At 66.5% G+C, this 20,126-nt stretch carries 18 protein-coding genes; 13 read left to right on the top strand and 5 right to left on the bottom strand.

The genetic code is table 11. The annotated features are described in order from the left end of the window. The first annotated feature begins 63 nt into the window (after positions 1 to 63). The gene (locus P1U75_RS01675) at positions 64 to 1,461 is read left to right on the top strand and encodes a hypothetical protein (protein WP_300239009.1); all 1,398 of its coding nucleotides are present in this window, start codon (positions 64 to 66) and stop codon (positions 1,459 to 1,461) included. A gap of 12 nt (positions 1,462 to 1,473) precedes the next feature. Here P1U75_RS01675 and P1U75_RS01670 read toward each other — a convergent pair whose 3' ends face one another. Next, complete coding sequence (locus P1U75_RS01670) at positions 1,474 to 2,337, bottom strand: MurR/RpiR family transcriptional regulator (protein ID WP_300239007.1); 864 nt, start codon at positions 2,335 to 2,337, stop codon at positions 1,474 to 1,476. 146 nt (positions 2,338 to 2,483) lie between these two features. Between P1U75_RS01670 and P1U75_RS01665 the strand changes: the two genes are divergently transcribed. The 7 genes from P1U75_RS01665 to P1U75_RS01635 all read left to right on the top strand — a co-directional run bounded on the left by P1U75_RS01665 (position 2,484) and on the right by P1U75_RS01635 (position 10,305). Further along, positions 2,484 to 3,275 (top strand): N-formylglutamate amidohydrolase, encoded by a 792-nt coding sequence (locus P1U75_RS01665; protein WP_300239005.1) that lies wholly within the window; start codon positions 2,484 to 2,486, stop codon positions 3,273 to 3,275. After that, a complete protein-coding gene (locus P1U75_RS01660) occupies positions 3,268 to 3,864 on the top strand; it encodes a TRAP transporter small permease subunit (RefSeq protein ID WP_300239001.1) in 597 nt (198 codons plus the stop codon). Before P1U75_RS01665 ends, P1U75_RS01660 begins: the two co-directional genes overlap by 8 nt. Beyond that, positions 3,864 to 5,186, top strand: a complete 1,323-nt coding sequence (locus P1U75_RS01655; RefSeq protein ID WP_300238999.1) for a TRAP transporter large permease subunit — start codon at positions 3,864 to 3,866, stop codon at positions 5,184 to 5,186. The genes P1U75_RS01660 and P1U75_RS01655 overlap by 1 nt, the downstream gene beginning before the upstream one ends. A gap of 51 nt (positions 5,187 to 5,237) precedes the next feature. Further along, positions 5,238 to 6,272, top strand: coding sequence for a TRAP transporter substrate-binding protein (locus tag P1U75_RS01650; RefSeq protein ID WP_300238997.1), 1,035 nt, complete (start codon positions 5,238 to 5,240; stop codon positions 6,270 to 6,272). 72 nt (positions 6,273 to 6,344) lie between these two features. Beyond that, on the top strand, positions 6,345 to 7,706 hold the full coding sequence (locus P1U75_RS01645; RefSeq protein WP_300238995.1) for a glutamine synthetase family protein: 1,362 nt from the start codon (positions 6,345 to 6,347) through the stop codon (positions 7,704 to 7,706). Between the two features lie 8 nt (positions 7,707 to 7,714). Further along, positions 7,715 to 9,097, top strand: a complete 1,383-nt coding sequence (locus P1U75_RS01640) for an aldehyde dehydrogenase family protein (protein WP_300238992.1) — start codon at positions 7,715 to 7,717, stop codon at positions 9,095 to 9,097. A gap of 62 nt (positions 9,098 to 9,159) precedes the next feature. Next, positions 9,160 to 10,305: an iron-containing alcohol dehydrogenase gene (locus P1U75_RS01635; RefSeq protein WP_300238988.1), complete on the top strand. Its 1,146-nt coding sequence runs from the start codon at positions 9,160 to 9,162 to the stop codon at positions 10,303 to 10,305. A 60-nt stretch (positions 10,306 to 10,365) separates the two neighbouring features. On the opposite strand, the gene P1U75_RS01630 is transcribed toward P1U75_RS01635, so the two are convergent. The 4 genes from P1U75_RS01630 to P1U75_RS01615 all read right to left on the bottom strand — a co-directional run bounded on the left by P1U75_RS01630 (position 10,366) and on the right by P1U75_RS01615 (position 14,435). Then, the gene (locus P1U75_RS01630) at positions 10,366 to 11,931 is read right to left on the bottom strand and encodes a right-handed parallel beta-helix repeat-containing protein (RefSeq protein WP_300238986.1); all 1,566 of its coding nucleotides are present in this window, start codon (positions 11,929 to 11,931) and stop codon (positions 10,366 to 10,368) included. Positions 11,932 to 12,236: 305 nt separating this feature from the next. Next, positions 12,237 to 13,259 (bottom strand): hypothetical protein, encoded by a 1,023-nt coding sequence (locus P1U75_RS01625; protein WP_300238984.1) that lies wholly within the window; start codon positions 13,257 to 13,259, stop codon positions 12,237 to 12,239. A 15-nt stretch (positions 13,260 to 13,274) separates the two neighbouring features. Then, the gene (greA, locus tag P1U75_RS01620; RefSeq protein ID WP_300238981.1) at positions 13,275 to 13,745 is read right to left on the bottom strand and encodes a transcription elongation factor GreA; all 471 of its coding nucleotides are present in this window, start codon (positions 13,743 to 13,745) and stop codon (positions 13,275 to 13,277) included. Between the two features lie 306 nt (positions 13,746 to 14,051). After that, a complete protein-coding gene (locus P1U75_RS01615) occupies positions 14,052 to 14,435 on the bottom strand; it encodes a VOC family protein (RefSeq protein ID WP_300238979.1) in 384 nt (127 codons plus the stop codon). Between the two features lie 84 nt (positions 14,436 to 14,519). Between P1U75_RS01615 and soxR the strand changes: the two genes are divergently transcribed. The 5 genes from soxR (at position 14,520) to P1U75_RS01590 (ending at position 19,837) form a co-directional block, all read left to right on the top strand. Then, entirely contained in the window at positions 14,520 to 14,975 is a 456-nt protein-coding gene (soxR, locus tag P1U75_RS01610) for a redox-sensitive transcriptional activator SoxR (RefSeq protein ID WP_300238976.1), read from the top strand. A gap of 138 nt (positions 14,976 to 15,113) precedes the next feature. Next, positions 15,114 to 16,763, top strand: coding sequence for an electron transfer flavoprotein-ubiquinone oxidoreductase (locus P1U75_RS01605; RefSeq protein WP_300238974.1), 1,650 nt, complete (start codon positions 15,114 to 15,116; stop codon positions 16,761 to 16,763). Positions 16,764 to 16,913: 150 nt separating this feature from the next. Next, the gene (locus P1U75_RS01600; RefSeq protein ID WP_300239078.1) at positions 16,914 to 18,578 is read left to right on the top strand and encodes a tetratricopeptide repeat protein; all 1,665 of its coding nucleotides are present in this window, start codon (positions 16,914 to 16,916) and stop codon (positions 18,576 to 18,578) included. Then, a complete protein-coding gene (locus P1U75_RS01595) occupies positions 18,568 to 19,386 on the top strand; it encodes a 4-(cytidine 5'-diphospho)-2-C-methyl-D-erythritol kinase (protein WP_300238972.1) in 819 nt (272 codons plus the stop codon). Before P1U75_RS01600 ends, P1U75_RS01595 begins: the two co-directional genes overlap by 11 nt. 112 nt (positions 19,387 to 19,498) lie before the next feature. Then, positions 19,499 to 19,837, top strand: coding sequence for a hypothetical protein (locus P1U75_RS01590; protein ID WP_300238970.1), 339 nt, complete (start codon positions 19,499 to 19,501; stop codon positions 19,835 to 19,837). The last annotated feature ends 289 nt before the right edge of the window (positions 19,838 to 20,126 follow it).

The raw sequence follows: 20,126 nt of genomic DNA, 5'->3' as shown, positions 1-20,126 counted from the left end.
GCCCCGGCTTGCCGCCGCCGTCGCATTGCAGTAGGCCGGAGGGGCCGCGAGAAAGCCCGACCAATGCCAGCCGCCCCCCCGACCTGGTTCACCTCCTGCCTGCTGGTCGTCCTGACCGGCCTTGTCGCCTGCGCCGAATGGGGCGCGGGCTGGGCCTCGGCGCCGGTCCCCTGGCTGGTGCTGGCGGTGCTGGCGCTGCTTTCCCTGCATGTGCGCCGCTCGCGCCGCGCCTTCGTCGCGGTGGGTGCGGCCCTGACCCTGGCGCAGGCGCTCACCGACCCGGACTGGCAGGCGGTGGCGCTGCGTGGCCTCTACTCGGCGGGGTTCATCGGCGCCTTCTTCACCGCGCTCTCGACCCTGCGCAACGTGGCGGAAACCTCGCCCGCCATCGGCCGCGCCGGGCGGTTCCTCGCCAGCCAGCCGCCGGGGCGGCGCTATGGCGCGCTGACCCTGGGCGGGCTTCTGTTCGCGCTGCTGCTGAATTACGGCGCCATCACCCTGCTGGGCAGCCTCGCCACTGCCAGCGCGGCGGCGGAGCCCGACCCGGTGATCCGCAGCCATCGCCGCCGCCGCATGCTGCTTGCGATCCAGCGCGGCTTCATCTCCTCGCTGCCCTGGTCGCCGCTGGCCTTCACCATGGCGATCACCACCGCGCTGATCCCCGGCGCGCGCTGGGCCGATGCGGTGATGCCGGGGCTGGTCACGGCGGCGATCGTCGCCGGCACCGGCTGGGCGCTCGACACGATCTTCAAGCCGCGGGTGACGCTGCCGCCGGGGGCGCGGGCGGGCGGCGCGGGGTCCTGGATGGCGATCTCGCCGCTGCTGCTGTTGCTGGCCCTCTTCGCGGTCACCGTCGGCGGGCTGCACCTGGTGACCGGCATCCGCATCGTCGGGGTGGTCATGGTGGTGGTGCCGGTGATCGCCGCGCTCTGGGCGGCGCTGCAACATGCCGGCGGCGGGCTCGACTTCGGCCCGGCCACCCGGTTGCGCGGCTACCTGGCGCAGGATCTGCCCGGCTATCGCGGCGAGATCACGCTGCTGATGATGGCCGGCTACATCGGGACCATCGGCGCGCCGCTGCTGCTGCCGCTGGTTCTGCGGTCTGGGCTTGATCCGGCGCTGCTACCGGGTTGGGCGGTGCTGGTGATGCTGGTCTGGATCATCCCGGTGCTGGGCCAGCTCGGCATGAACCCGATCCTGACAGTCACCCTGCTGGCGCCGCTGATCCCGGAGGCGGCGTCGATGGGGGTGACCCCGGCGGCCGTGGTGACGGCGATCGCCGCCGGCTGGGCCATGGGCGGCATCACCTCGCCCTTCACCGCCACGACCCTGATGATCGGCTCCTTCGGGCAGGTCAGCGCAACCCATGTGGGGCTGCGCTGGAACGGGGGCTACGCGCTGACGGTCGGTGCGCTGCTTTCCGGTTGGGTGCTGGTCTTCGCCTTCGTGGTCGGCGCCTAGAAAGAAGCCCCCTCAGCGAAACAGCCGGGTCAGGTCGAACAGCGCGTCGAGCCGTTCATAGCGGTCGCGGGTCTCGGGCCAGCAGGCCTCCTGGGTTGCCGCGATCAGCGCCTCCAGCAGCATCATCGTCGAGGTGTTGGAATCCCAGGCCGAGGGGATCTCGACCCAGCAGTTGAAGCTGAAATGCGCCACCCGCGCGATCGGGCTGGCCCATTGGTCGGTGATCAGGATCAGCCGGACGCCCCGCTCGGCGGCCAGCTCGGCCAGACGCTCCAGGTTGGCCTCGTATCGCCGCACGTCGAACAGCAACAGCGTATCGCCCGCCGCCATGTCCAGCACGTAATGCGGCCAGGTCGCCGAGGAGGCGGTCAGATAGGTCACCTTCGGCCGCACCGCCTGGAAATGGGTAAAGGCGTAATCGGCCAGCGACCGGGTGATCCGCCCGCCCACCACGTAAAGCTGATGCTCGGTATCGGCCAGCTGCGCGACGGCGGCATCGAAACTGCCGGTGTCGATGTTGGAAAAGGTCTGCTCGATATTGCGGGTGACGGTCTGGGCGAACCGGTTGAGCAGATGCGAATCGGGTGCCTCCGCGGCCCATTTCTCGCGCCGCTTGGTGGGGCCGGACCCCTTGGCCTCCAACTCGCTCCGCAACGCCTGGTGAAATTGCGGATACCCCTTGAACCCCAGCTTCTGCACCATGCGCGCGACCGTGGGCGTCGAGACCTCGGCGCTGGAGGCCACGATGGTGATCGAGGCCAGCCCGGCCGCCGGGTAATTCTCCAGCAGCGCCTGGGCGAACTTGCGCTCCGACTGGGTCAGCTCCGAATAATGCTGACGGATCAGTTCGCGCACGGTTGGGGCGGGTTTGGTCACCGGCGGGCTTTTGCCTCCTGCATGTTTTCCGGGCAGACGGTCCGCCCTCTGCGTGGCGAACGATTTCCCCGGCCTCTATCGTTGGAGATATATTGACACATCATTGCCCCATGTGAAAAGATTTTTCCAAACAAGGGGGATCGCACATGCCCGAGGGCAGGCCGGACGCCGAAAACAACGCCGTCGAACTGATCAATCCGCCGGGCGCCGGGCCGGCGCTCTTGCTGTGCGAACACGCGTCCAGCCACATCCCTGCGCGCTATGACGGCCTGGGGCTTGCCGCCGCCGCGCGCGACAGCCACGCCGCCTGGGATCCCGGCGCGCGCGCCGTGGCACTGGCGCTGTCCCGCGCGCTCGATTCGCCGCTGGTCGCGGGGCGGGTGTCGCGGCTGGTCTACGACTGCAACCGCCCGCCCGAGGCCGAGAGTGCGATGCCGGAAAAATCCGAACTGATCGCGGTGCCGGGCAACCGCGCCCTCACGGCGCAGGCACGCGCCGAACGGGTCGATACCGTTTACCGGCCGTTCTGCACCGCGGTCTCCGCTGCGATCGCAGGCCGCCGCGCCCGCCGGGTGCCGACCGCGCTGATCACGATCCACAGCTTCACCCCGGTCTATTTCGGCCGGACCCGCGCGACCGAGATCGGCATCCTGCACGATACCGACAGCCGCCTCGCCGACGCCATGCTGGAGCGGGCGGCCGAGCTGCCGCAGCGCCGGATCGCCCGCAACGATCCCTATGGCCCCGAGGACGGCGTGACCCATTCGCTCAAGCTGCACGGCATCGCCAACGGGCTGCCCAACGTGATGATCGAGATCCGCAATGACCTTGTCGCGACCGAATCCGCCGTGGCGGAAATGGCCGCTGACCTGATGACCCTGATCCGCCCGGCGCTCGATGCGCTGGCGGCACAGGGCGGGCAGGCCGCCCATGCCTAGGGTCCTGCGCGGCTACGTCCGCGCCATCGACGCGTTCAACCGCTTCATCGGGCGCATCGCGATGTACCTGATCTTCGCGCTGGTCGGCGTGCTGCTCTGGTCTTCGGTCTCCAAGGCGCTGTTCACCCCTTCGCTCTGGACGCTGGAGACCGCACAATTCGTCATGGTCGCCTATTACATCCTCGGCGGACCCTACTCGATCCAGCTTGGCTCCAACGTGCGGATGGACCTGTTCTATGGTGGCTGGTCGGCCCGGACCAAGGCCTGGTTCGATGCCTTCACTGTGCTGTTCCTGATGTTCTATCTCGGCGTGCTGCTCTACGGCGCGGTCGGCTCCACCGCCTATTCGCTGGGCTATTTCGGGATGGAGCCCTTTGCCTTCTTCTGGGATCTGCTCAAGACGCTGGTGACCGGCGGCTTCGATGCGGCGGGCGAGAAACTGGGCTATCTCGAACGCAGCCCCACCGCCTGGCGCCCCTGGCTCTGGCCGGTCAAGACCCTTCTGTGTCTGGGCGTCACGCTGATGCTGCTGCAGGCGCTGGCCGAACTGTTCCGCGACATCGGACGCATCCGCGGGGAAGAGATCTGATGCCCTATGAAATGATCGCCCTGCTGATGTTCAGCTCGATGATGCTGATGCTGATGACCGGACAGCGCGTGTTCGGCGCCATCGGCTTCGTCGGTGCCGCCTCGGCGCTGCTGCTCTGGGGCACCGGCGGCGCCGAGATCCCGTTCTCGGCGGCGATGAAACTGATGAAATGGTATCCGCTTCTGACCCTGCCGATGTTCATCTTCATGGGCTACGTGCTGTCGGAATCGAAGATCGCCGACGATCTGTACAAGATGTTCCATGTCTGGATGGGGCCGGTGCGCGGCGGTCTGGCGATCGGCACCATCGGGCTGATGGTGCTGATCTCGGCGATGAACGGGCTCAGCGTGGCGGGCATGGCGATCGGCTCCACCATCGCGCTGCCGGAACTGCTGAAACGGCGCTATGACAAGATCATGGTCACTGGGGTGATCCAGGCCGGCTCCTCGCTGGGCATCCTGGTGCCGCCCTCGGTGGTGCTGGTGCTCTACGCGATGATCGCGCGCCAGCCGGTCGGGCAGCTCTGGCTCGCCGGGGTGATCCCGGGGCTGATGATGGCCGGGATGTTCATCCTCTACATCTACATCCGCTGCCGGGTGCAGCCCGAACTTGGCCCGGTCCTGCCGGAGGAGGAGCGTAACGTCTCCACCGCCGAGAAACTGCGGCTGCTGCGCGCCGGTATCCTGCCGCTGGCGATCTTCGCGGTGATGATGTTGCCCTTCGTCAACGGCTGGACCTCGCTGGTGGAAAGCTCGGCCATCGGCGCGATGGCCGCCTTTGTCGCGGCGATCCTCAAGGGCCGGATGACAAGGGACGTGTTCGAAACCTCGGTGCGCGAAACCCTGGCGATCTCCTGCATGTTCATGTGGATCATCCTCGCCGCGCTGGGCTTTGGCGCGGTGTTCGACGGGCTCGGCGCGGTCAAGGCGATCGAGGATCTGTTCACCGACCAGCTCGGCCTGTCCCCCTGGATGATCCTGATCCTGATGCAGCTCAGCTTCATCGTGATGGGCACCTTCCTGGACGACACCGCGATGCTGGTGATCGTGGCGCCGCTTTACGTGCCGCTGGTGGGCGCGCTGGGGTTCGATCTGATCTGGTATGGTGTGCTTTATACCATCACCACGCAGATCGCCTACATGACCCCGCCGTTCGGCTATAACCTGTTCCTGATGCGCGCCATGGCCCCGCCCGAGATCGGCCTGCGCGACATCTACGTTTCGATCATCCCCTTCGCGCTGGTGATGGTGGGCGCTCTGATACTGGTGATGGTCTTTCCCGGGATCGCGCTCTGGCTGCCCGGTACGGTGTACGCAAATTAACCCCGCAGAAGAGCCCCGACAGGGGGCCGGAAACCACAAGGAGAGAAGAAGATGACCACAAGACGCAAGTTCCTGAAAACCGCCGGTGTCGGCATGGCGGCGGCGCCGCTGGCCACCCCGGCGCTGGCGCAATCCACCATCAAGTGGCGGATGCAGACCTATGCCGGCGGCGCGCTCGCCGAGCATGTGGTGAAACCCGCGATCGACACCTTCAACAAGATCGCCGGCGACCGCATGCAGATCGAGCTCTACTTCGCCGATCAGCTGGTGCCCACGGGCGAGCTGTTCCGCGCCATGCAGCGCGGCACCATCGACGCGGTGCAGTCGGACGACGATTCGATGGCCTCGCCCACCGAGGTCACCGTGTTTGGCGGCTACTTCCCCTTCGCCTCGCGCTACTCGCTCGACGTGCCGGTGCTGTTCAACCAGTACGGCCTGAACGAGATCTGGGGCGAGGAATACGCCAAGGTCGGGGTCAAGCATATCTCGGCCGGCTCCTGGGATCCCTGCCACTTCGCCACCAAGGACCCGATCAACAGCCTGGCCGACCTCAAGGGCAAGCGGGTCTTCACCTTCCCGACCGCCGGCCGCTTCCTGTCGCAGTTCGGCGTGGTGCCGGTCACCCTGCCGTGGGAAGACATCGAGGTCGCCGTGCAGACCGGCGAGCTGGACGGCATCGCCTGGTCGGGCATCACCGAGGATTACACGGTGGGCTGGGCCGACGTGACCAACTACTTCCTCACCAACAACATCTCCGGCGCCTGGATCGGCCACTTCTTCGCCAACATGGGCCGCTGGGAGGAACTGCCCGAGGATCTGAAACTGCTGCTGGCCACCTGCATGGAGCAGTCGCACTACTACCGCCAGTGGTGGTACTGGGGCGGCGAGGCGTCGCTGCGCGTCGACGGCACCAAGATGCAGCTCACTTCGATCCCCGACAGCGAGTGGGATCAGGTCGAGGCCGCCGCGCATACCTTCTGGGACGAGATCGCGGCCGAGTCCGAGACCAAGGCCAAAGTCGTCGAGATCTTCAAGAAGTATAACGCCGACATGCAGAAGGCCGGACGCCCCTACCGCTACGGCTGAGATCGTTACAGGTTATGAAACGGGCCCCGGCGGCGACGCCGGGGTCCCCAAACGAGAACAGGATAGCAACCGATGTCTGGCACGTTGAGTTTCGAGGATCTGAAGGTCCGCGTCGAAGAAGGCGAGGTGGACACGGTCCTGGTCTGCCTGGTCGACATGCAGGGGCGGCTGATGGGCAAACGGTTCCACGCCCGCCACTTCGTCGCCAGCGCCTGGGAAGAGACCCATTGCTGCAACTACCTGCTGGCCACCGACCTGGCGATGGCCACGCCCGAGGGCTACGCCGCCACCTCCTGGCGCGCGGGCTATGGCGATTACGTGATGAAGCCGGATCTGACCACCCTGCGCCCGATGCCCTGGCTCGAGGGCACGGTGATGGTGCTCTGCGACGTGCTCGACCACCACACCCACGCCGAAATCCCCCATTCGCCCCGCGCGATCCTGAAACGGCAGCTCCGCCGTCTCGATGCGATGGGGTTCGACGCGATGATGGCCACGGAGCTGGAGTTCTTCCTGTTCGAGAACAGCTTTGATGAGCTGCGCAAACAGGGCTACCGCGACCTCGCCCCGCTCTCCGGCGTCAACGAGGATTACCACATCCTGCAGACCACCAAGGAAGAACACGTGATGCGCCCGCTGCGCAATCACCTGTGGGATGCCGGCATCCCGGTGGAAAACACCAAGGGCGAGGCCGAGACCGGGCAGGAAGAGCTCAACATCAAATACGCCCCGGCGCTGGACACGGCCGATTTCCACACCATCGCCAAGCACGCGACCAAGGAGATCGCCTGGCAGCAGGGCCGCGCGGTGACATTCCTGCCGAAGTGGAGCGCCGACAAGGTCGGCTCGTCCAGCCACGTGCACCAGTCGCTGTGGAAGGATGGCAAACCGGCCTTCTACGACCCCGAGGATGACCTCGGCATGTCCGCGCTGATGAAAAGCTATGTCGCCGGCCTGCTGAAATACGCCGCCGACTATACCTATTTCCTCGCCCCCTACATCAACAGCTACAAGCGGTTCCAGAAGGGCAGCTTCGCCCCCACCCGCATCATCTGGTCGATCGACAACCGCACTGCCGGTTTCCGCCTCTGCGGCGACGGCACCAGGGCCGTGCGCATCGAATGCCGGGTCGGCGGCTCGGACATCAACCCCTACCTGGCGATGGCGGCGCTGCTGGCCGCCGGGATCAAGGGCATCGAAGAGGGGCTGGAGCTTGAGCCGCCGTTCAAGGGCGACGCCTATGAGGGAAGCAGCGCCCATATCCCCCATACCCTGCGCGACGCGCGCGCGGCGCTGCTGGCTTCCGACATGCTGCGCGCGGCGATGGGCGACGCGGTGATCGACCACTACGCCCGCGCGGCGGAATGCGAGATCGAGGATTTCAATCGCGTCGTCACCGATTACGAGGTGGCGCGCGGGTTCGAACTGGCCTGAGGACTGACATGACCCAAACCCTGACCTGCATCTCGCCGATCGACGGATCGGTCTTTGCGACCCGCGAAACGCTCGGCCCCGAGGCCGCGCGCGCCGCCGCCGACCGGGCCCGCGCGGCGCAAGCCGCCTGGGCCGCCCGCCCGCTGCAAGAGCGGATCGACCTGGTGATGGCCGGCGTCGCCGCCGTCGGCGACATGAACGACGAAATCGTGCCCGAACTGGCCCGGTTGATGGGCCGCCCCGTCCGCTTCGGCGGCGAATTCGGCGGCTTCGAGGAGCGCGCCACCCACATGGCCTCGATCGCGCGCGAGGCGCTGGCCAATATCGACGTGGGCGAGGACGAGACCTTCAAACGCTACATCCGCCGCGTGCCGCTGGGCGTGGTTCTGGTGGTGGCACCCTGGAACTATCCCTACATGACCGCGATCAACACGGTCGCCCCGGCGCTGATCGCGGGCAACACCGTGCTGCTGAAACACGCCACCCAGACCCTTCTGGTGGGCGAGCGGATGGCGCGGGCCTTCCACTCCGTCGGGGTGCCCGAGGAGGTGTTCCAGAACGTCTTTCTCGATCATGACACCACCGCGGACCTGATCGCGGGACGTGCCTTTGATTTCGTCAACTTCACCGGCTCGGTCGGCGGCGGCAAGGCGATGGAACGCGCCGCGGCGGGCACCTTCACCGGGGTCGGGCTGGAACTGGGCGGCAAGGATCCCGGCTACGTGATGGAGGACGCCGATCTGCAGGCGGCGGCCGAAACCCTGATCGACGCGGCGATGTTCAACTCCGGCCAGTGCTGCTGCGGGATCGAGCGGATCTATGTCCACGAATCCCTGTTCGACGCCTTCCTCGAAAAGGCCATCGCTATCGTCAACGGCTACAAGCTGGGCGATCCGCTTGACCCGGATACCTCGATCGGCCCGATGGCCAACACCCGCTTCGCGCAACAGGTCCGCGCCCAGATCGACGAGGCAGTCGCCGCCGGCGCCGTGGCCCATATCGACACCATGCCCGGCGACGACGGCGGCACCTATCTCACGCCCCAGATCCTCACGAATGTCACCCACGACATGCGCGTGATGCGCGAGGAAAGCTTTGGCCCCGTGGTCGGCATCATGCCGGTCAGGGACGACGAAGAGGCGCTCGCGCTGATGAACGACAGCGACTTCGGCCTGACCGCCAGCCTCTGGACCCGCGATCTTGCGCGGGCCGAGCGCCTCGGCGACCGGATCGAGACCGGAACCGTCTTCATGAACCGCGCCGACTACCTCGATCCCGGGTTGTGCTGGACCGGCTGCAAGCAGACCGGGCGCGGCGGCGGGCTTTCGGTGATCGGCTATCACAACCTGACCCGTCCGAAATCCTATCACCTGAAAAAGGTGACCGGCTGATCCCGCCACGCCCGCCCGCGCCGATGCGGGCGGCGGGCGCCCACTCTGAGAAGGTTAAGAAAATGTCTCTCGTTGGAAACTGGTCCTATCCGACCGCCATCCGCTTCGGTGCCGGGCGCATCAAGGAACTGCCCGAGGCCTGCGCGGCAGCGGGCATCACCAAACCGCTCTTGGTCACCGACCGCGGCCTTGCCGCGCTGCCGGTCACGCAGAGCACGCTCGATGTGCTCGAGGCCGCCGGGCTGGGCCGTGGCCTCTTTGCCGAGGTCGAACCCAACCCGAACGAAAACAACCTCATGGCCGGCGTCGCGGCCTATAACGCCGGCGGTCATGACGGCGTGATCGCCTTCGGCGGCGGCTCCGGCCTCGACCTGGGGAAAATGGTCGCCTTCATGTCGGGCCAGACCCGGCCGGTGTGGGATTTCGAGGATATCGGCGATTGGTGGACTCGCGCCGACGCCGACGTGATCGCACCGATCATCGCCGTGCCGACCACCGCCGGCACCGGCTCGGAGGTGGGCCGCGCCAGCGTCATCACCAATTCCGAGACCCACGCGAAAAAGATCATCTTCCATCCCAAGGTTTTGCCGACCGTGGTGATCTGCGATCCCGAACTGACCGTGGGCATGCCCCGGGCGATCACCGCCGGCACCGGGCTCGATGCCTTTGCCCATTGCGTCGAGGCGTTCTCCAGCCCGCATTACCACCCGATGAGCCAGGGCATCGCGCTCGAGGGGATGCGGCTGGTCAGGGAGTATCTGCCGCGCGCCTATGCCGATGGCGCCGACCTCGAGGCTCGCGCCAACATGATGAGCGCGGCGGCGATGGGCGCCACCGCGTTCCAGAAGGGGCTGGGCGCGATCCACGCCATGAGCCACCCGATCGGCGCGCATTTCAACACCCACCACGGCACCACCAACGCGGTCTGCATGCCCGCGGTGCTCGATCTCAACGCCCCGGCCATCGCCACGCGGTTCGACAGCGCGGCAGCCTACCTGGGGATCGAGGGCGGCTTTGACGGCTTCCGCGCCTTCGTGCAGACGTTCAACGACAGCCTCGGTATCCCGCGCAAGCTCTCCGATCTGGGGGTGACGGGTGAAAGCATCCCGGCGCTGGTCAGGGACGCGCTGACCGATCCGTCCTGTGGCGGCAACCCGATCGAGCTGACCACGGAGAACCTCACAGCGCTGTTCAACGCCGCGCTCTGAGCCCGACCGCAGGCATCAAACTCGGAAACCCCGCCGCACCCGGCGGCGGGGTTACGCGCCTCAGCGGGCCTGCGCGCGGGTCAGGCTCAGCGGAAAGCGGTCCACATGGCCACCGCCGGGGATCGCATGGGGCTGCTCGCTCACGCCATTGGCGTCGGCATCGCGGAACCCCTCCTCCGGGGTGTCGAAATCGCTGTAGTGGTTGCCCAACTGCCCGTCGTCCCATCGGTTCCGGCCGGGGCGATGCGCCGACAGGTGCTGCGCCATCATCCGGGTGCAGAGGTCCGGGCTCTGGCGCAACATCTCCCGAAGCTGGGCGGGCAGCGGTGCCTTGTCCAGCCGCGCCTGCACCTCGGCCTGCGTCGGCACATGGTCGGAACTGTCATAGGCGTTGATGCGGTTGCCGGTCAGGACATTCAGCACGATCAGGTTGCCGCTCGATCCGCTCGGCGCCGGGGCCTGCGACCGCAGCCAGTTGTCGATCACCAGTCCACCATCGGTATTGGCGGCGATCACGTTGCCGCGGGCCTCGTTGTCGTCGGAGTAATCCAGCCAGAACCCGGTCCGGTTCCGCTCCAGCCGGTTGGTCTCGAACAGGCTGCGATAGGTCATGTTCGCCGCCATGCCCTCGCCAAGGTTGTCGTGGCTGTGGTTTGCGATGATCCGGTGCTCCTCGGTCAGGCAGCTCAGGATGATGCCGGTCCCGGCATGGGTATTCAGCACATCCGTGACGTCCGCCCCCCCGAGGCTGCGGCTGAGATAATCCCCGTACCAGGCGACGGCGGCCTGGTCGGGCTGGCGTTCGCGGCCGGTCAAATGCACCTCGTTCTGCTGCACGGTGCACCGCGCGGACCCGGTATAAAGGTGGATGCCAAGGGTGCCGTTGCCGCGCAGGGTGTTGCTTTCCACGATGATGTCGGTGGCCCCTTTGGCCCCCTCCTTCAACTCGGTCAGCATCTGCAACGCACGCTGATACCGCTGCATCGCTGCGGTATCGTTGGTTTGCGGCACGTCCGGCAGGATCATCTCGGTCGCATCGCCGTAATAGGGCGCGATGGTCAGCCCGACGCCGTTGCGGTCCATCGCATTGCCTGAAACTCGGTGCCCGTGCCCGCCCATCACCTTGATGCCGTCGCCGCGGTTCTCCGAGATCCGGCAGCCGTCGATCCGCACGTCCGCCGCGTTCAACAGCAGGACGCCATCCTCATTGCCGGTGACGGTCAGCCCGGACAGGCTGGCGCGCTGCCCCTCGACGCGCAGCCCGGCCGGCCCCCAGATGCTGGCAAAGGACCGGCGCGGCCCTGACCCGGTCAGGGCGATCCCCGTGATAGTGACATCATCGGCCGCGATCACAAGGGCGGTGCCCCGGCCCGCGGCGTCGAGCATCGCATCCTCTGACCCGCGCAGGGTCATCGGAACTGGGATGGTGAAATTGCCCTGATGGTAACCGGCGACGGTGATCGTGTCGCCCGCCCGCGCACTGGCCAGCGCCTGCGCAAGACCGGAATGCGCCGCCCCCGTGGTTTCGTTGACGGCACCCGCCGCCCGCAGCGACCCCGGCAGAATCGACCCCGCGATCACCCCGGCGGTTGCGGATCGCAATAGCACGCGTCTCGAAATTCGCATGGTCTCCTCCCTCGATCCTCGCCGGGGCAGGATGCGCCGTGACCGCACCTGGCGCCTTGAGATGAGTCAAACCGGCCGCTCCGACATCGTCCAGCCCGCGGCAGGGGGGGATCGGGGCGGGGGCCGGATCGGGACAGGATGACCGGACCGGGTTAACAGATGGCAAAACCGGCGTGCGGCGGCGGCTTTAACCGGCTGGCAGGAAAGACTGTACAAAATCGCCCCGAAACTCCCCAAACCGGCGGTTTCGGCGGGTTTCCCTGTCCTGCGGATTGTACCAAACCGGGGGCAAACTCCCCGGTTTTCTAGTCGAAGGTGCCCGCCACCCGGCCCAGCAGCATGAAGGCCCGCGCCGTCCGGGTCTCGGACAGCGCGGTGATTTCCGCGTCGCTGGCCTCTTCCGCGAACTCCGCGAACGACTGGTCGAACCGGCGCAGGAAGTGGTGGGCGGCGTCGCGAAAGATTGGATCCTGCTTCATTCGCGCCGCACTCAGCGCCAGCGACGAGCGGTCCCGCACGCCCCCCAACGCCGCCACCGCGCGCCCGCGCATGCCTTGGGCGAACTGGCGCCAGACCTCGGGCCGGGCCCGGTCCGGCGAGAGGTCGTCCATATATATGCCGTCCTGGCTGAGCAGGGTCAGCACATCTTGTGCCGCCTGGATCAACTGGGCCGCCTTGCGATCCTTCAGCGCCCGCCGCAGGGCGGCAAATCCCTCCTCGTCCTCGGCGGTCTCGGGGAAGTGCAGCGCGCGGATGAAATCCGCATGCGGCAGCGGCGGGCTCAGCGCCTCGGCGGGCGTGCCCAGTTCCAGCGCGCCCTGGTCCTCGCCCTCCGGCGCCGGGGCGGCGGCCTGCACCACCTGCCGGGTCGCCTCGACTGCGCGGCTGGAATGAAACACCGCCAGCGCCGCCTCGGTCTTGCGCGCCGTCTCCGCGATCTCCTCCAGCTTCTTCGCCACCGACGCATCCTGCTGCATCGCGCCGCGCTGCTGCTGCGCGATCTGCGCCTGGCGGATCGCATCGATGGCGGTCTGCAGCCTGTGGCTTTCCTCGCGCATCACCCGGCTGGCGCGGGCGGCGGTGGCGGCGACCCAGATCATCGCCACCGGCAGGAACACCGCCAGCAGCGTTATGATGAACCGCAGCCCGTCGATCTCGCCGCTGCCCGCGGGCAGCACGAAAAGAAACACCACGGCGCCCGCCAGCCAGACCACACTGAGCGCGATGGCGACAACCTCGACTCCGGTGATGGCGGGGCGGCTCGGCCGGTCGTACATGCCCAGCGGCGTGTTCAAGGCCTTGTTGGAGTCAAAGGAAGGGCCGGCCATGATGCGCGCTCTCCGTCAGGCGTAGACGATTTTCAGAACCTCGTAGGACCGCTCGCCGCCCGGCGTGCGCACCTCGACGCTGTCGCCCTCTTCCTTGCCGATCAGCGCCCGCGCGATGGGCGACTTGATGTTCAGCAGGCCGCTCTCGATGTCGGCCTCGTGCTCGCCCACGATCTTCCAGGTCTTCTCGGCGTCGGTGTCCTCGTCCACCAGGGTCACCGTGGCGCCGAACTTGATCGGACCCGACAGCCGGGCCGGGTCGATCACCTCGGCCAGCGACAGGATGCCCTCGATTTCCTTGATGCGCCCTTCGATGAAGGACTGCTTCTCGCGCGCCGAGTGATACTCGGCATTCTCCGACAGGTCGCCATGCTCGCGCGCCTCGGCGATCGCCTTGATGATTGCCGGACGCTCGACCGATTTCAAATTTTTCAATTCGGCTTCGAGCGCAGCATGGCCCGTCGGCGTCATCGGGATCTTTTCCATATTGTCTATCCACGCAAAAGTTAGACGCCCCGCCGCACGATGCAGCGGGGCGAGCAATTGGGCTGACGAATACCTGACTCAATCCCGACGCCGATTTCAAGGGGGGACAGGCGATATGTCCACAGGCATTTCCCGCGAGCGGCCGGGTCTTGCCGGGAAAAGCGGCGAAGCGGGCGGGGTCGACCGGCCTGCGCCAGCGCCCCGAAAGATCACCGTGGGCAGCGGATCGGCCCGTCCGGCCAGCCGGGGACCGAAGGCGCGGGCAGGGCGCGCGGCGGCACCGTGCCGCCGGCCAGCCAGAGCAGATCAATCATCGTAGTGCACCACCTCGAACTCGATTCCGTCGGAATCCAGGAAGTAGAAGCGGTGCCCCGGTTCGTAGTCGGCGTGGTTGTTCGGCACGAAACCCATGGCCTTGACCCGCGCCTCGGTGGCGTCGAGATCGGGCACCACGACGCCCACATGGTTCAGCCCGCCGAGGATGCCATAGCTGATATCGCCCGCATGCGGCGGGGTTGCGGGGCGGTAGAGCGCGAGGTAATCGCCCTTGCCGCCCACGTGCACAGTATAGCCGCCGTCCTTGGCCGGTCCCGACCAGCGGACGGCCCAGCCGAACACCTCGCCCATCCAGGCGGCGGTGGCGTCGGGGTCGGCAACGGTGAGGTTGGCGTGTTCCAGCGTCGCGGTCATCGGGGTTTCCTTTCCTGTATTGTCTTGACCCGACTCGGTCTAATCTCTCAACCTAACTTGAGGTCAAGATTTTTTGGAGGCGACATGAAATCCCCTGCCGGGTTGTCGATCGGGGCGCTGGCGCGGCGCACCGGGCTCGCGGTTTCCGCGATCCGCTATTACGAGGCGCAGGGGCTGCTCGCGCCCTGGCGCAACGCGGGCGGTCAGCGGCGGTTTGCCCGCGCCGACATCCGGCGGCTGAGCTTCGTGCGCATCGCCCAGCAGTTCGGGGTTACCCTGCCGGAAATCCGCACCCTGCTGGACGAGCTGCCCGGCGGCCGCACCCCCACGCCGCAGGACTGGTCGCGGATCGCCGAACGGTTCCGCGCCCGGCTCGATCAGCGAATCGAAACCTTGCAGACCCTGCGCGACAACCTGGACGGCTGTATCGGCTGCGGTTGCCTCTCGCTGCCCAAATGCGCGCTCTACAATCCCGGGGACCGGGCCGGCGAAAAGGGCAGCGGGCCCCGCTATCTCATGGGGGACAAACCGGAAATCTGAGCGTATCCTGATTTCTGCGCCGCAGCGGAATTACGCGGTGTCGTGATTGACCTCGCCCTGCGACAAAGGGTATTCAGCCGCGAAAGAAAATTGCCCCCGAGCCCGGGTAGACAGACAGATTTAGCCAGGGAGCCCCTGATGGCCGACATAGAACGCGAAGCGATGGAATACGACGTGGTGATCGTGGGGGCGGGCCCTGCGGGCCTGTCGGCGGCGATCCGTCTCAAGCAGCTTGACGCTGACCTCAACGTGGTGGTGCTGGAAAAGGGCTCGGAGGTGGGCGCGCACATCCTGTCGGGCGCGGTGCTGGACCCCTGCGGTCTGGATGCGCTGATCCCCGACTGGAAGGATAAGGGCGCGCCGCTGAACGTGCCGGTCAAGGAGGACAACTTCTACATGCTGGGCGAGGCGGGCAAGATCCGCGTGCCCAACTGGCCGATGCCGCCCTTGATGAACAACCACGGCAATTACATCGTCTCGATGGGCAATGTCTGCCGCTGGATGGCCGAACAGGCCGAGGAGATGGGGGTCGAGATTTTCCCCGGCATGGCCTGCTCGGAACTGGTCTACGGCGACGCGGGCGAGGTCAAGGGCGTGGTCGCGGGCGAATTCGGCAAGAACCCCGATGGCACCCCCGGACCGTCTTACGAGGCGGGAATGGAGCTGCACGGTAAGTACGTGTTCCTGTCCGAGGGCGTGCGCGGCTCGCTGGCGAAAGAGGTGATCGCCAGGTACGAGCTGTCCAAGGGGCACTGCCCGCAGAAATTCGGGCTGGGCATGAAGGAGATTTGGGAGATCGACCCGGCCAAGCACCGCGAGGGCACCGTCACTCACACGATGGGCTGGCCGCTGGGATCGAACGCGGGTGGCGGATCTTTCATCTATCATCTTGAGAACAATCAGGTTTACGTCGGTTTCGTGGTGCACCTGAATTACGAGAACCCGCATCTCTTCCCCTATATGGAGTTCCAGCGCTTCAAGCATCACCCGATCGTCGCCGACCTGCTCGAGGGCGGCAAACGGGTGGCCTATGGCGCCCGCGCGATCTCCGAGGGCGGCTGGCAGTCGATGCCGAAGATGGTGGCGCCGGGCGTGGCCTTGCTGGGTTGCTCGGTGGGCATGGTCAACGTGCCGCGCATCAAGGGCAACCACAACGCCATGCTCTCGGGCAAGGCGGCGGCCGAGGCGGCGCATGCCGCGATCACGGCCGAGCGTTCCGGCGACGAGCTCAACGATTACGAGGCCGAGGTGCGTGGCGGCGCCATCGGCAAGGATCTGAAAAAGGTCCGCAACGTCAAGCCGATGTGGTCGAAATGGGGGCTGATGCCCTCGCTGGCGCTGGGCGGGCTGGACATGTGGACCAACACGCTGGGCTTTTCACTGTTCGGCACCCTGCGCCACGGCAAGTCCGACGCGGCAGCCACCGGCGAGGCGGCGAAGTTCAAGCCGATCGACTATCCCAGGCCGGACGGCAAGCTGAGCTTTGACCGGCTGACCAACGTCAGCTTCTCGATGACCAACCACGAGGAAAGCCAGCCCTGCCACCTGCAGCTGAAGGATGACAGCATTCCGATCAAGGTGAACCTGCCGAAATACGCCGAACCGGCGCAGCGCTACTGCCCGGCGGGCGTCTACGAGGTGGTCGAGGAAGAGGGTAAGGACCCGCGGTTCGTCATCAACTTCCAGAACTGCGTGCACTGCAAGACCTGCGACATCAAGGATCCCAGCCAGAACATCAACTGGGTCACCCCGCAGGGCGGCGACGGGCCGAATTATCCCAACATGTAACGAAACGGTGCGATGGCGCGGCCGCGACCGGGCGCGCCATTGCCCTTGCCTGCGGATGCGCCTAGCTTGAAACAGGTCCAGCAGAAGAGGCAGGTTCTTGTGAAATCTCTAGTTCGCCACGCGGCCGCCGCCGTCTTGGTCGCATCCGTCGTGTTCCCCGCGCAGCTTTCGGCGCAACCGGGCACCGGGCCATATCTGGCCGGCCGCCATGCCCTGTTCGAGAGCGATTTCGAGCAGGCCGCCAGCTATTTCACCCGCGCTCTCAGCGCCGACAGCGCCAACGCCGGACTGATGGAAAACGTGATCGTGTCACAGCTGGCCCTGGGCAGGATCGAAAGGGCGCTGCCAGTGGCGCTGAAGATGCAGGCCGACGGCCGCAAGAACCAGGCGGCGCATATGGCGATCGCCGCCGACCGGATCAAGCGGGGCGCGTTCGAGCCGCTGCTGGAAGCCGATGAGAACGCCAACGGGATCGGGCCGCTGGTCGACGGGCTGCTGGCGGGCTGGGCGCATATGGGAACCGGGTCGGTCGCCGAGGCGCTGGAGCAGTTCGACCGTGTCGCCGAGGAGAACGGGCTGCGCAGCTTCGCGCTCTACCACAAGGCGCTGGCGCTGGCGCTGGTGGGCGATTTCGAGGGGGCCGAGGCGATCTATGCCGACCGCAAATCGGGCCTGAGCGGGCTGTCGCGCCGGGCGGTGATCGCGCGGGCGCAGATCCTGTCGCAGCTGGGTCGCAACGCCGAGGCGCTGGAAATGATGACCGATGCCTTCGGCGCCGGTTTCGACCCCGGGCTGACGGCGGTGGCAGACAGGCTCGCGGCGGGCGACCGTTTGCCGTTCGAACAGGTCGGCAGCGTCAGCGACGGCATGGCCGAGGTATTCTTTACCATCGGCGCCGCGCTCAACGGCGAGGCGGCGGATGACTACGCGCTGATCTATGTTCGCATCGCCAGCTACCTGCGCCCCGGTCACATCGACGCGCTGCTGCTCAGCGCCGATCTTCTGGACGGGCTGGGACAGTACGATCTGGCCGTCGAAACGTACAAACAGGTGCCCGCCGGCAGCCCCGATCACCATGCCGCCGAACTGGGCCGCGCCGACGCGCTGCGCCGCGCCGGCAAGCCGGACGCCGCGATCGAGGTGCTGGAGCAACTGTCGCGGGTCTATCCCACGCTGCCGGTGGTGCATAACGCGCTGGGCGACCTGTTGCGCCAGCAGGAAAACTATGCCGGGGCGGTCGATGCCTATGACAAGGCGCTGGAATTTACCGAAGAGGGGGCGCCGACCCAGTGGTTTCTGCTCTATGCCCGCGGCATCAGCCTGGAGCGGCTCAAGCGCTGGCCCGAGGCCGAGGCCGATTTGCGCCGCGCGCTGGAATTGAACCCGAACCAGCCGCAGGTGCTGAACTACCTCGGATATTCGCTTGTCGAGAAGCAGGAAAAGCTGGACGAGGCGCTGGACATGATCGAACGCGCGGTAGCGGCCGAGCCGAACAGCGGCTTCATCGTCGATTCGCTGGGCTGGGTGCTGTTCCGGATGGCGCGCTACGACGAGGCGGTTGCCCATATGGAAACCGCGGTCGAGCTGATGCCGGTAGACCCGGTGGTGAACGACCACCTTGGCGATGTCTATTGGGCGGTGGGCCGCACCCGCGAGGCGGAATTCCAGTGGAGGCGGGCGCTGTCCTTCATCGACCCGGAGGACATGGACGGCGAGGCCGATCCGGACCGTATCCGGCGCAAGCTGGAGGCCGGGCTGGACGCGGTGCTGGCCGATGAGGGGGCCCGGCCGCTCAAGGTTGCCAATGGCGACTGAGGTCGTCGCCCCGGCCAAGATCAACCTGACCCTGCACGTCACCGGCCAGCGCGCCGACGGCTATCACCTGCTTGATTCGCTGGTGGTCTTTGCCGAACTGGGCGACCGGATGCGGTTCGACCCGGGCGAACGGATGTCGCTGCGCGTGACCGGGCGCTTTGCCGAAGGGGTGCCCGGGGATGCGCGCAACCTGGCCTGGCGCGCGGCGGAACTGGCCGGGGTCACCCTGCGCATCGGGCTGGAAAAGATCCTGCCGCACGGGGCGGGGATCGGCGGTGGATCGTCGGACGCGGCGGCGGTTCTGCGCAGCTTCGGCGGCGCAGATCATGCGGCCCGATTGGGGGCAGATGTGCCCGTCTGCCTGTCCGACGCGCCGCAACGGATGCGTGGGATCGGTGACGTTCTTGACCGGGTCCCGGGGGTGCCGGCGCTGCCGCTGGTGCTGGTCAACCCCGCCGTGCATGTGCCGACGCCGGCGGTGTTCCAGATCCTGACGCAGAAGACCAACGAAGGGATGGGGGCGCTGCCGTCATGGACTTCACCAGCGGCGTTCCTGTCGTGGCTGGGGGATCAGAGCAACGATCTGGAAGGGCCGGCCATCACGACCGCCCCGGCCATCGGTGACGCATTGCAGGCGCTCGGCGGCACGCCGGGGTGCCGTCTGGCGCGCATGTCGGGCTCCGGCGCCACCTGTTTCGGGATTTACGGCAGCGAGGATGCGGCGCGCGCGGCGGTGGCCGAAATCGCGACGGCGCACCCCGGCTGGTGGGTTCAGGCGACCCACAGCATCGGCAGCGCCACGGCGTGAGCGCGGGCGCCCCGTCGGGGCGCGGCCTTCGGCGAGAGTATTTTCGGCCTTATGTATCAAACGCACCAAGAAACCGGAATCCCTAACCGTCGGTTTTCGCTATTCTGCACCCATGCAGGACAAGTCGATAGATGGCGCGCTACTGGCGCTATGCAAGACCGGTGGTGAACAAGGCGAGCTTGCCAGTAGGTTGCTGGTGATGCGTGACATAGAGCCGCCGGAACCGTCCAGGTATCCCAAGAACGCCGCCCGGCACCGTGAGACGCGGCAACTGGTGCTGGACGTGCTGCGGGACGGGCCGAAGCACGCCAGCGACATAGGGGCGGTCATTCGTGCTCAGAAACCAGAGTTAACCCGGCGGGCCGCAACAAACCGGGCCTATATGGCGCTGTACAGGTTGTACGAAGCGGGGCTTGTGCGGCGTGAGGGGCGGATGTGGGAGTTGGCTTAGCCCTTGCCAAGCCTCCCATCCCATTTATCAATCAACTTTGTAGTAAGCGTCCATATCTCATCCATTTGCCATCGTCGCCCCAAAACGATCACAATGATTAACTGAATCAAACCAATGATGATCGGCCCGGTCCATGTCTGCATCGCAGGGAAAGTGAACGCGTCAAACATCAATATGACTATAACCAGCCAAATGAACCGTTCCTCTTTGCGGCGGTCTCGTTCGTCGTCTAGCTGACTCTGGAGCGACTGGATTAGTTCATCTTTTCGTGTAGGGTCAGAAGTCGGTG

It is taken from the genome of Antarcticimicrobium sp. (genome assembly GCF_029212575.1).
GTDB lineage: Bacteria > Pseudomonadota > Alphaproteobacteria > Rhodobacterales > Rhodobacteraceae > Antarcticimicrobium.
Note: the sequence above shows the minus strand (reverse complement) of the source record. Positions and strands in the feature narration are given on the sequence as shown.

Coding starts and splice junctions, on each gene's coding strand:
- P1U75_RS01675 (WP_300239009.1), top strand. CDS start 64: ATGCCAGCCGCCCCCCCGACCTGGTTCACCTCCTGCCTGCTGGTCGTC.
- P1U75_RS01665 (WP_300239005.1), top strand. CDS start 2,484: ATGCCCGAGGGCAGGCCGGACGCCGAAAACAACGCCGTCGAACTGATC.
- P1U75_RS01660 (WP_300239001.1), top strand. CDS start 3,268: ATGCCTAGGGTCCTGCGCGGCTACGTCCGCGCCATCGACGCGTTCAAC.
- P1U75_RS01655 (WP_300238999.1), top strand. CDS start 3,864: ATGCCCTATGAAATGATCGCCCTGCTGATGTTCAGCTCGATGATGCTG.
- P1U75_RS01650 (WP_300238997.1), top strand. CDS start 5,238: ATGACCACAAGACGCAAGTTCCTGAAAACCGCCGGTGTCGGCATGGCG.
- P1U75_RS01645 (WP_300238995.1), top strand. CDS start 6,345: ATGTCTGGCACGTTGAGTTTCGAGGATCTGAAGGTCCGCGTCGAAGAA.
- P1U75_RS01640 (WP_300238992.1), top strand. CDS start 7,715: ATGACCCAAACCCTGACCTGCATCTCGCCGATCGACGGATCGGTCTTT.
- P1U75_RS01635 (WP_300238988.1), top strand. CDS start 9,160: ATGTCTCTCGTTGGAAACTGGTCCTATCCGACCGCCATCCGCTTCGGT.
- P1U75_RS01630 (WP_300238986.1), bottom strand. CDS start 11,931: ATGCGAATTTCGAGACGCGTGCTATTGCGATCCGCAACCGCCGGGGTG.
- P1U75_RS01625 (WP_300238984.1), bottom strand. CDS start 13,259: ATGGCCGGCCCTTCCTTTGACTCCAACAAGGCCTTGAACACGCCGCTG.
- greA (WP_300238981.1), bottom strand. CDS start 13,745: ATGGAAAAGATCCCGATGACGCCGACGGGCCATGCTGCGCTCGAAGCC.
- P1U75_RS01615 (WP_300238979.1), bottom strand. CDS start 14,435: ATGACCGCGACGCTGGAACACGCCAACCTCACCGTTGCCGACCCCGAC.
- soxR (WP_300238976.1), top strand. CDS start 14,520: ATGAAATCCCCTGCCGGGTTGTCGATCGGGGCGCTGGCGCGGCGCACC.
- P1U75_RS01605 (WP_300238974.1), top strand. CDS start 15,114: ATGGCCGACATAGAACGCGAAGCGATGGAATACGACGTGGTGATCGTG.
- P1U75_RS01595 (WP_300238972.1), top strand. CDS start 18,568: ATGGCGACTGAGGTCGTCGCCCCGGCCAAGATCAACCTGACCCTGCAC.
- P1U75_RS01590 (WP_300238970.1), top strand. CDS start 19,499: ATGCAGGACAAGTCGATAGATGGCGCGCTACTGGCGCTATGCAAGACC.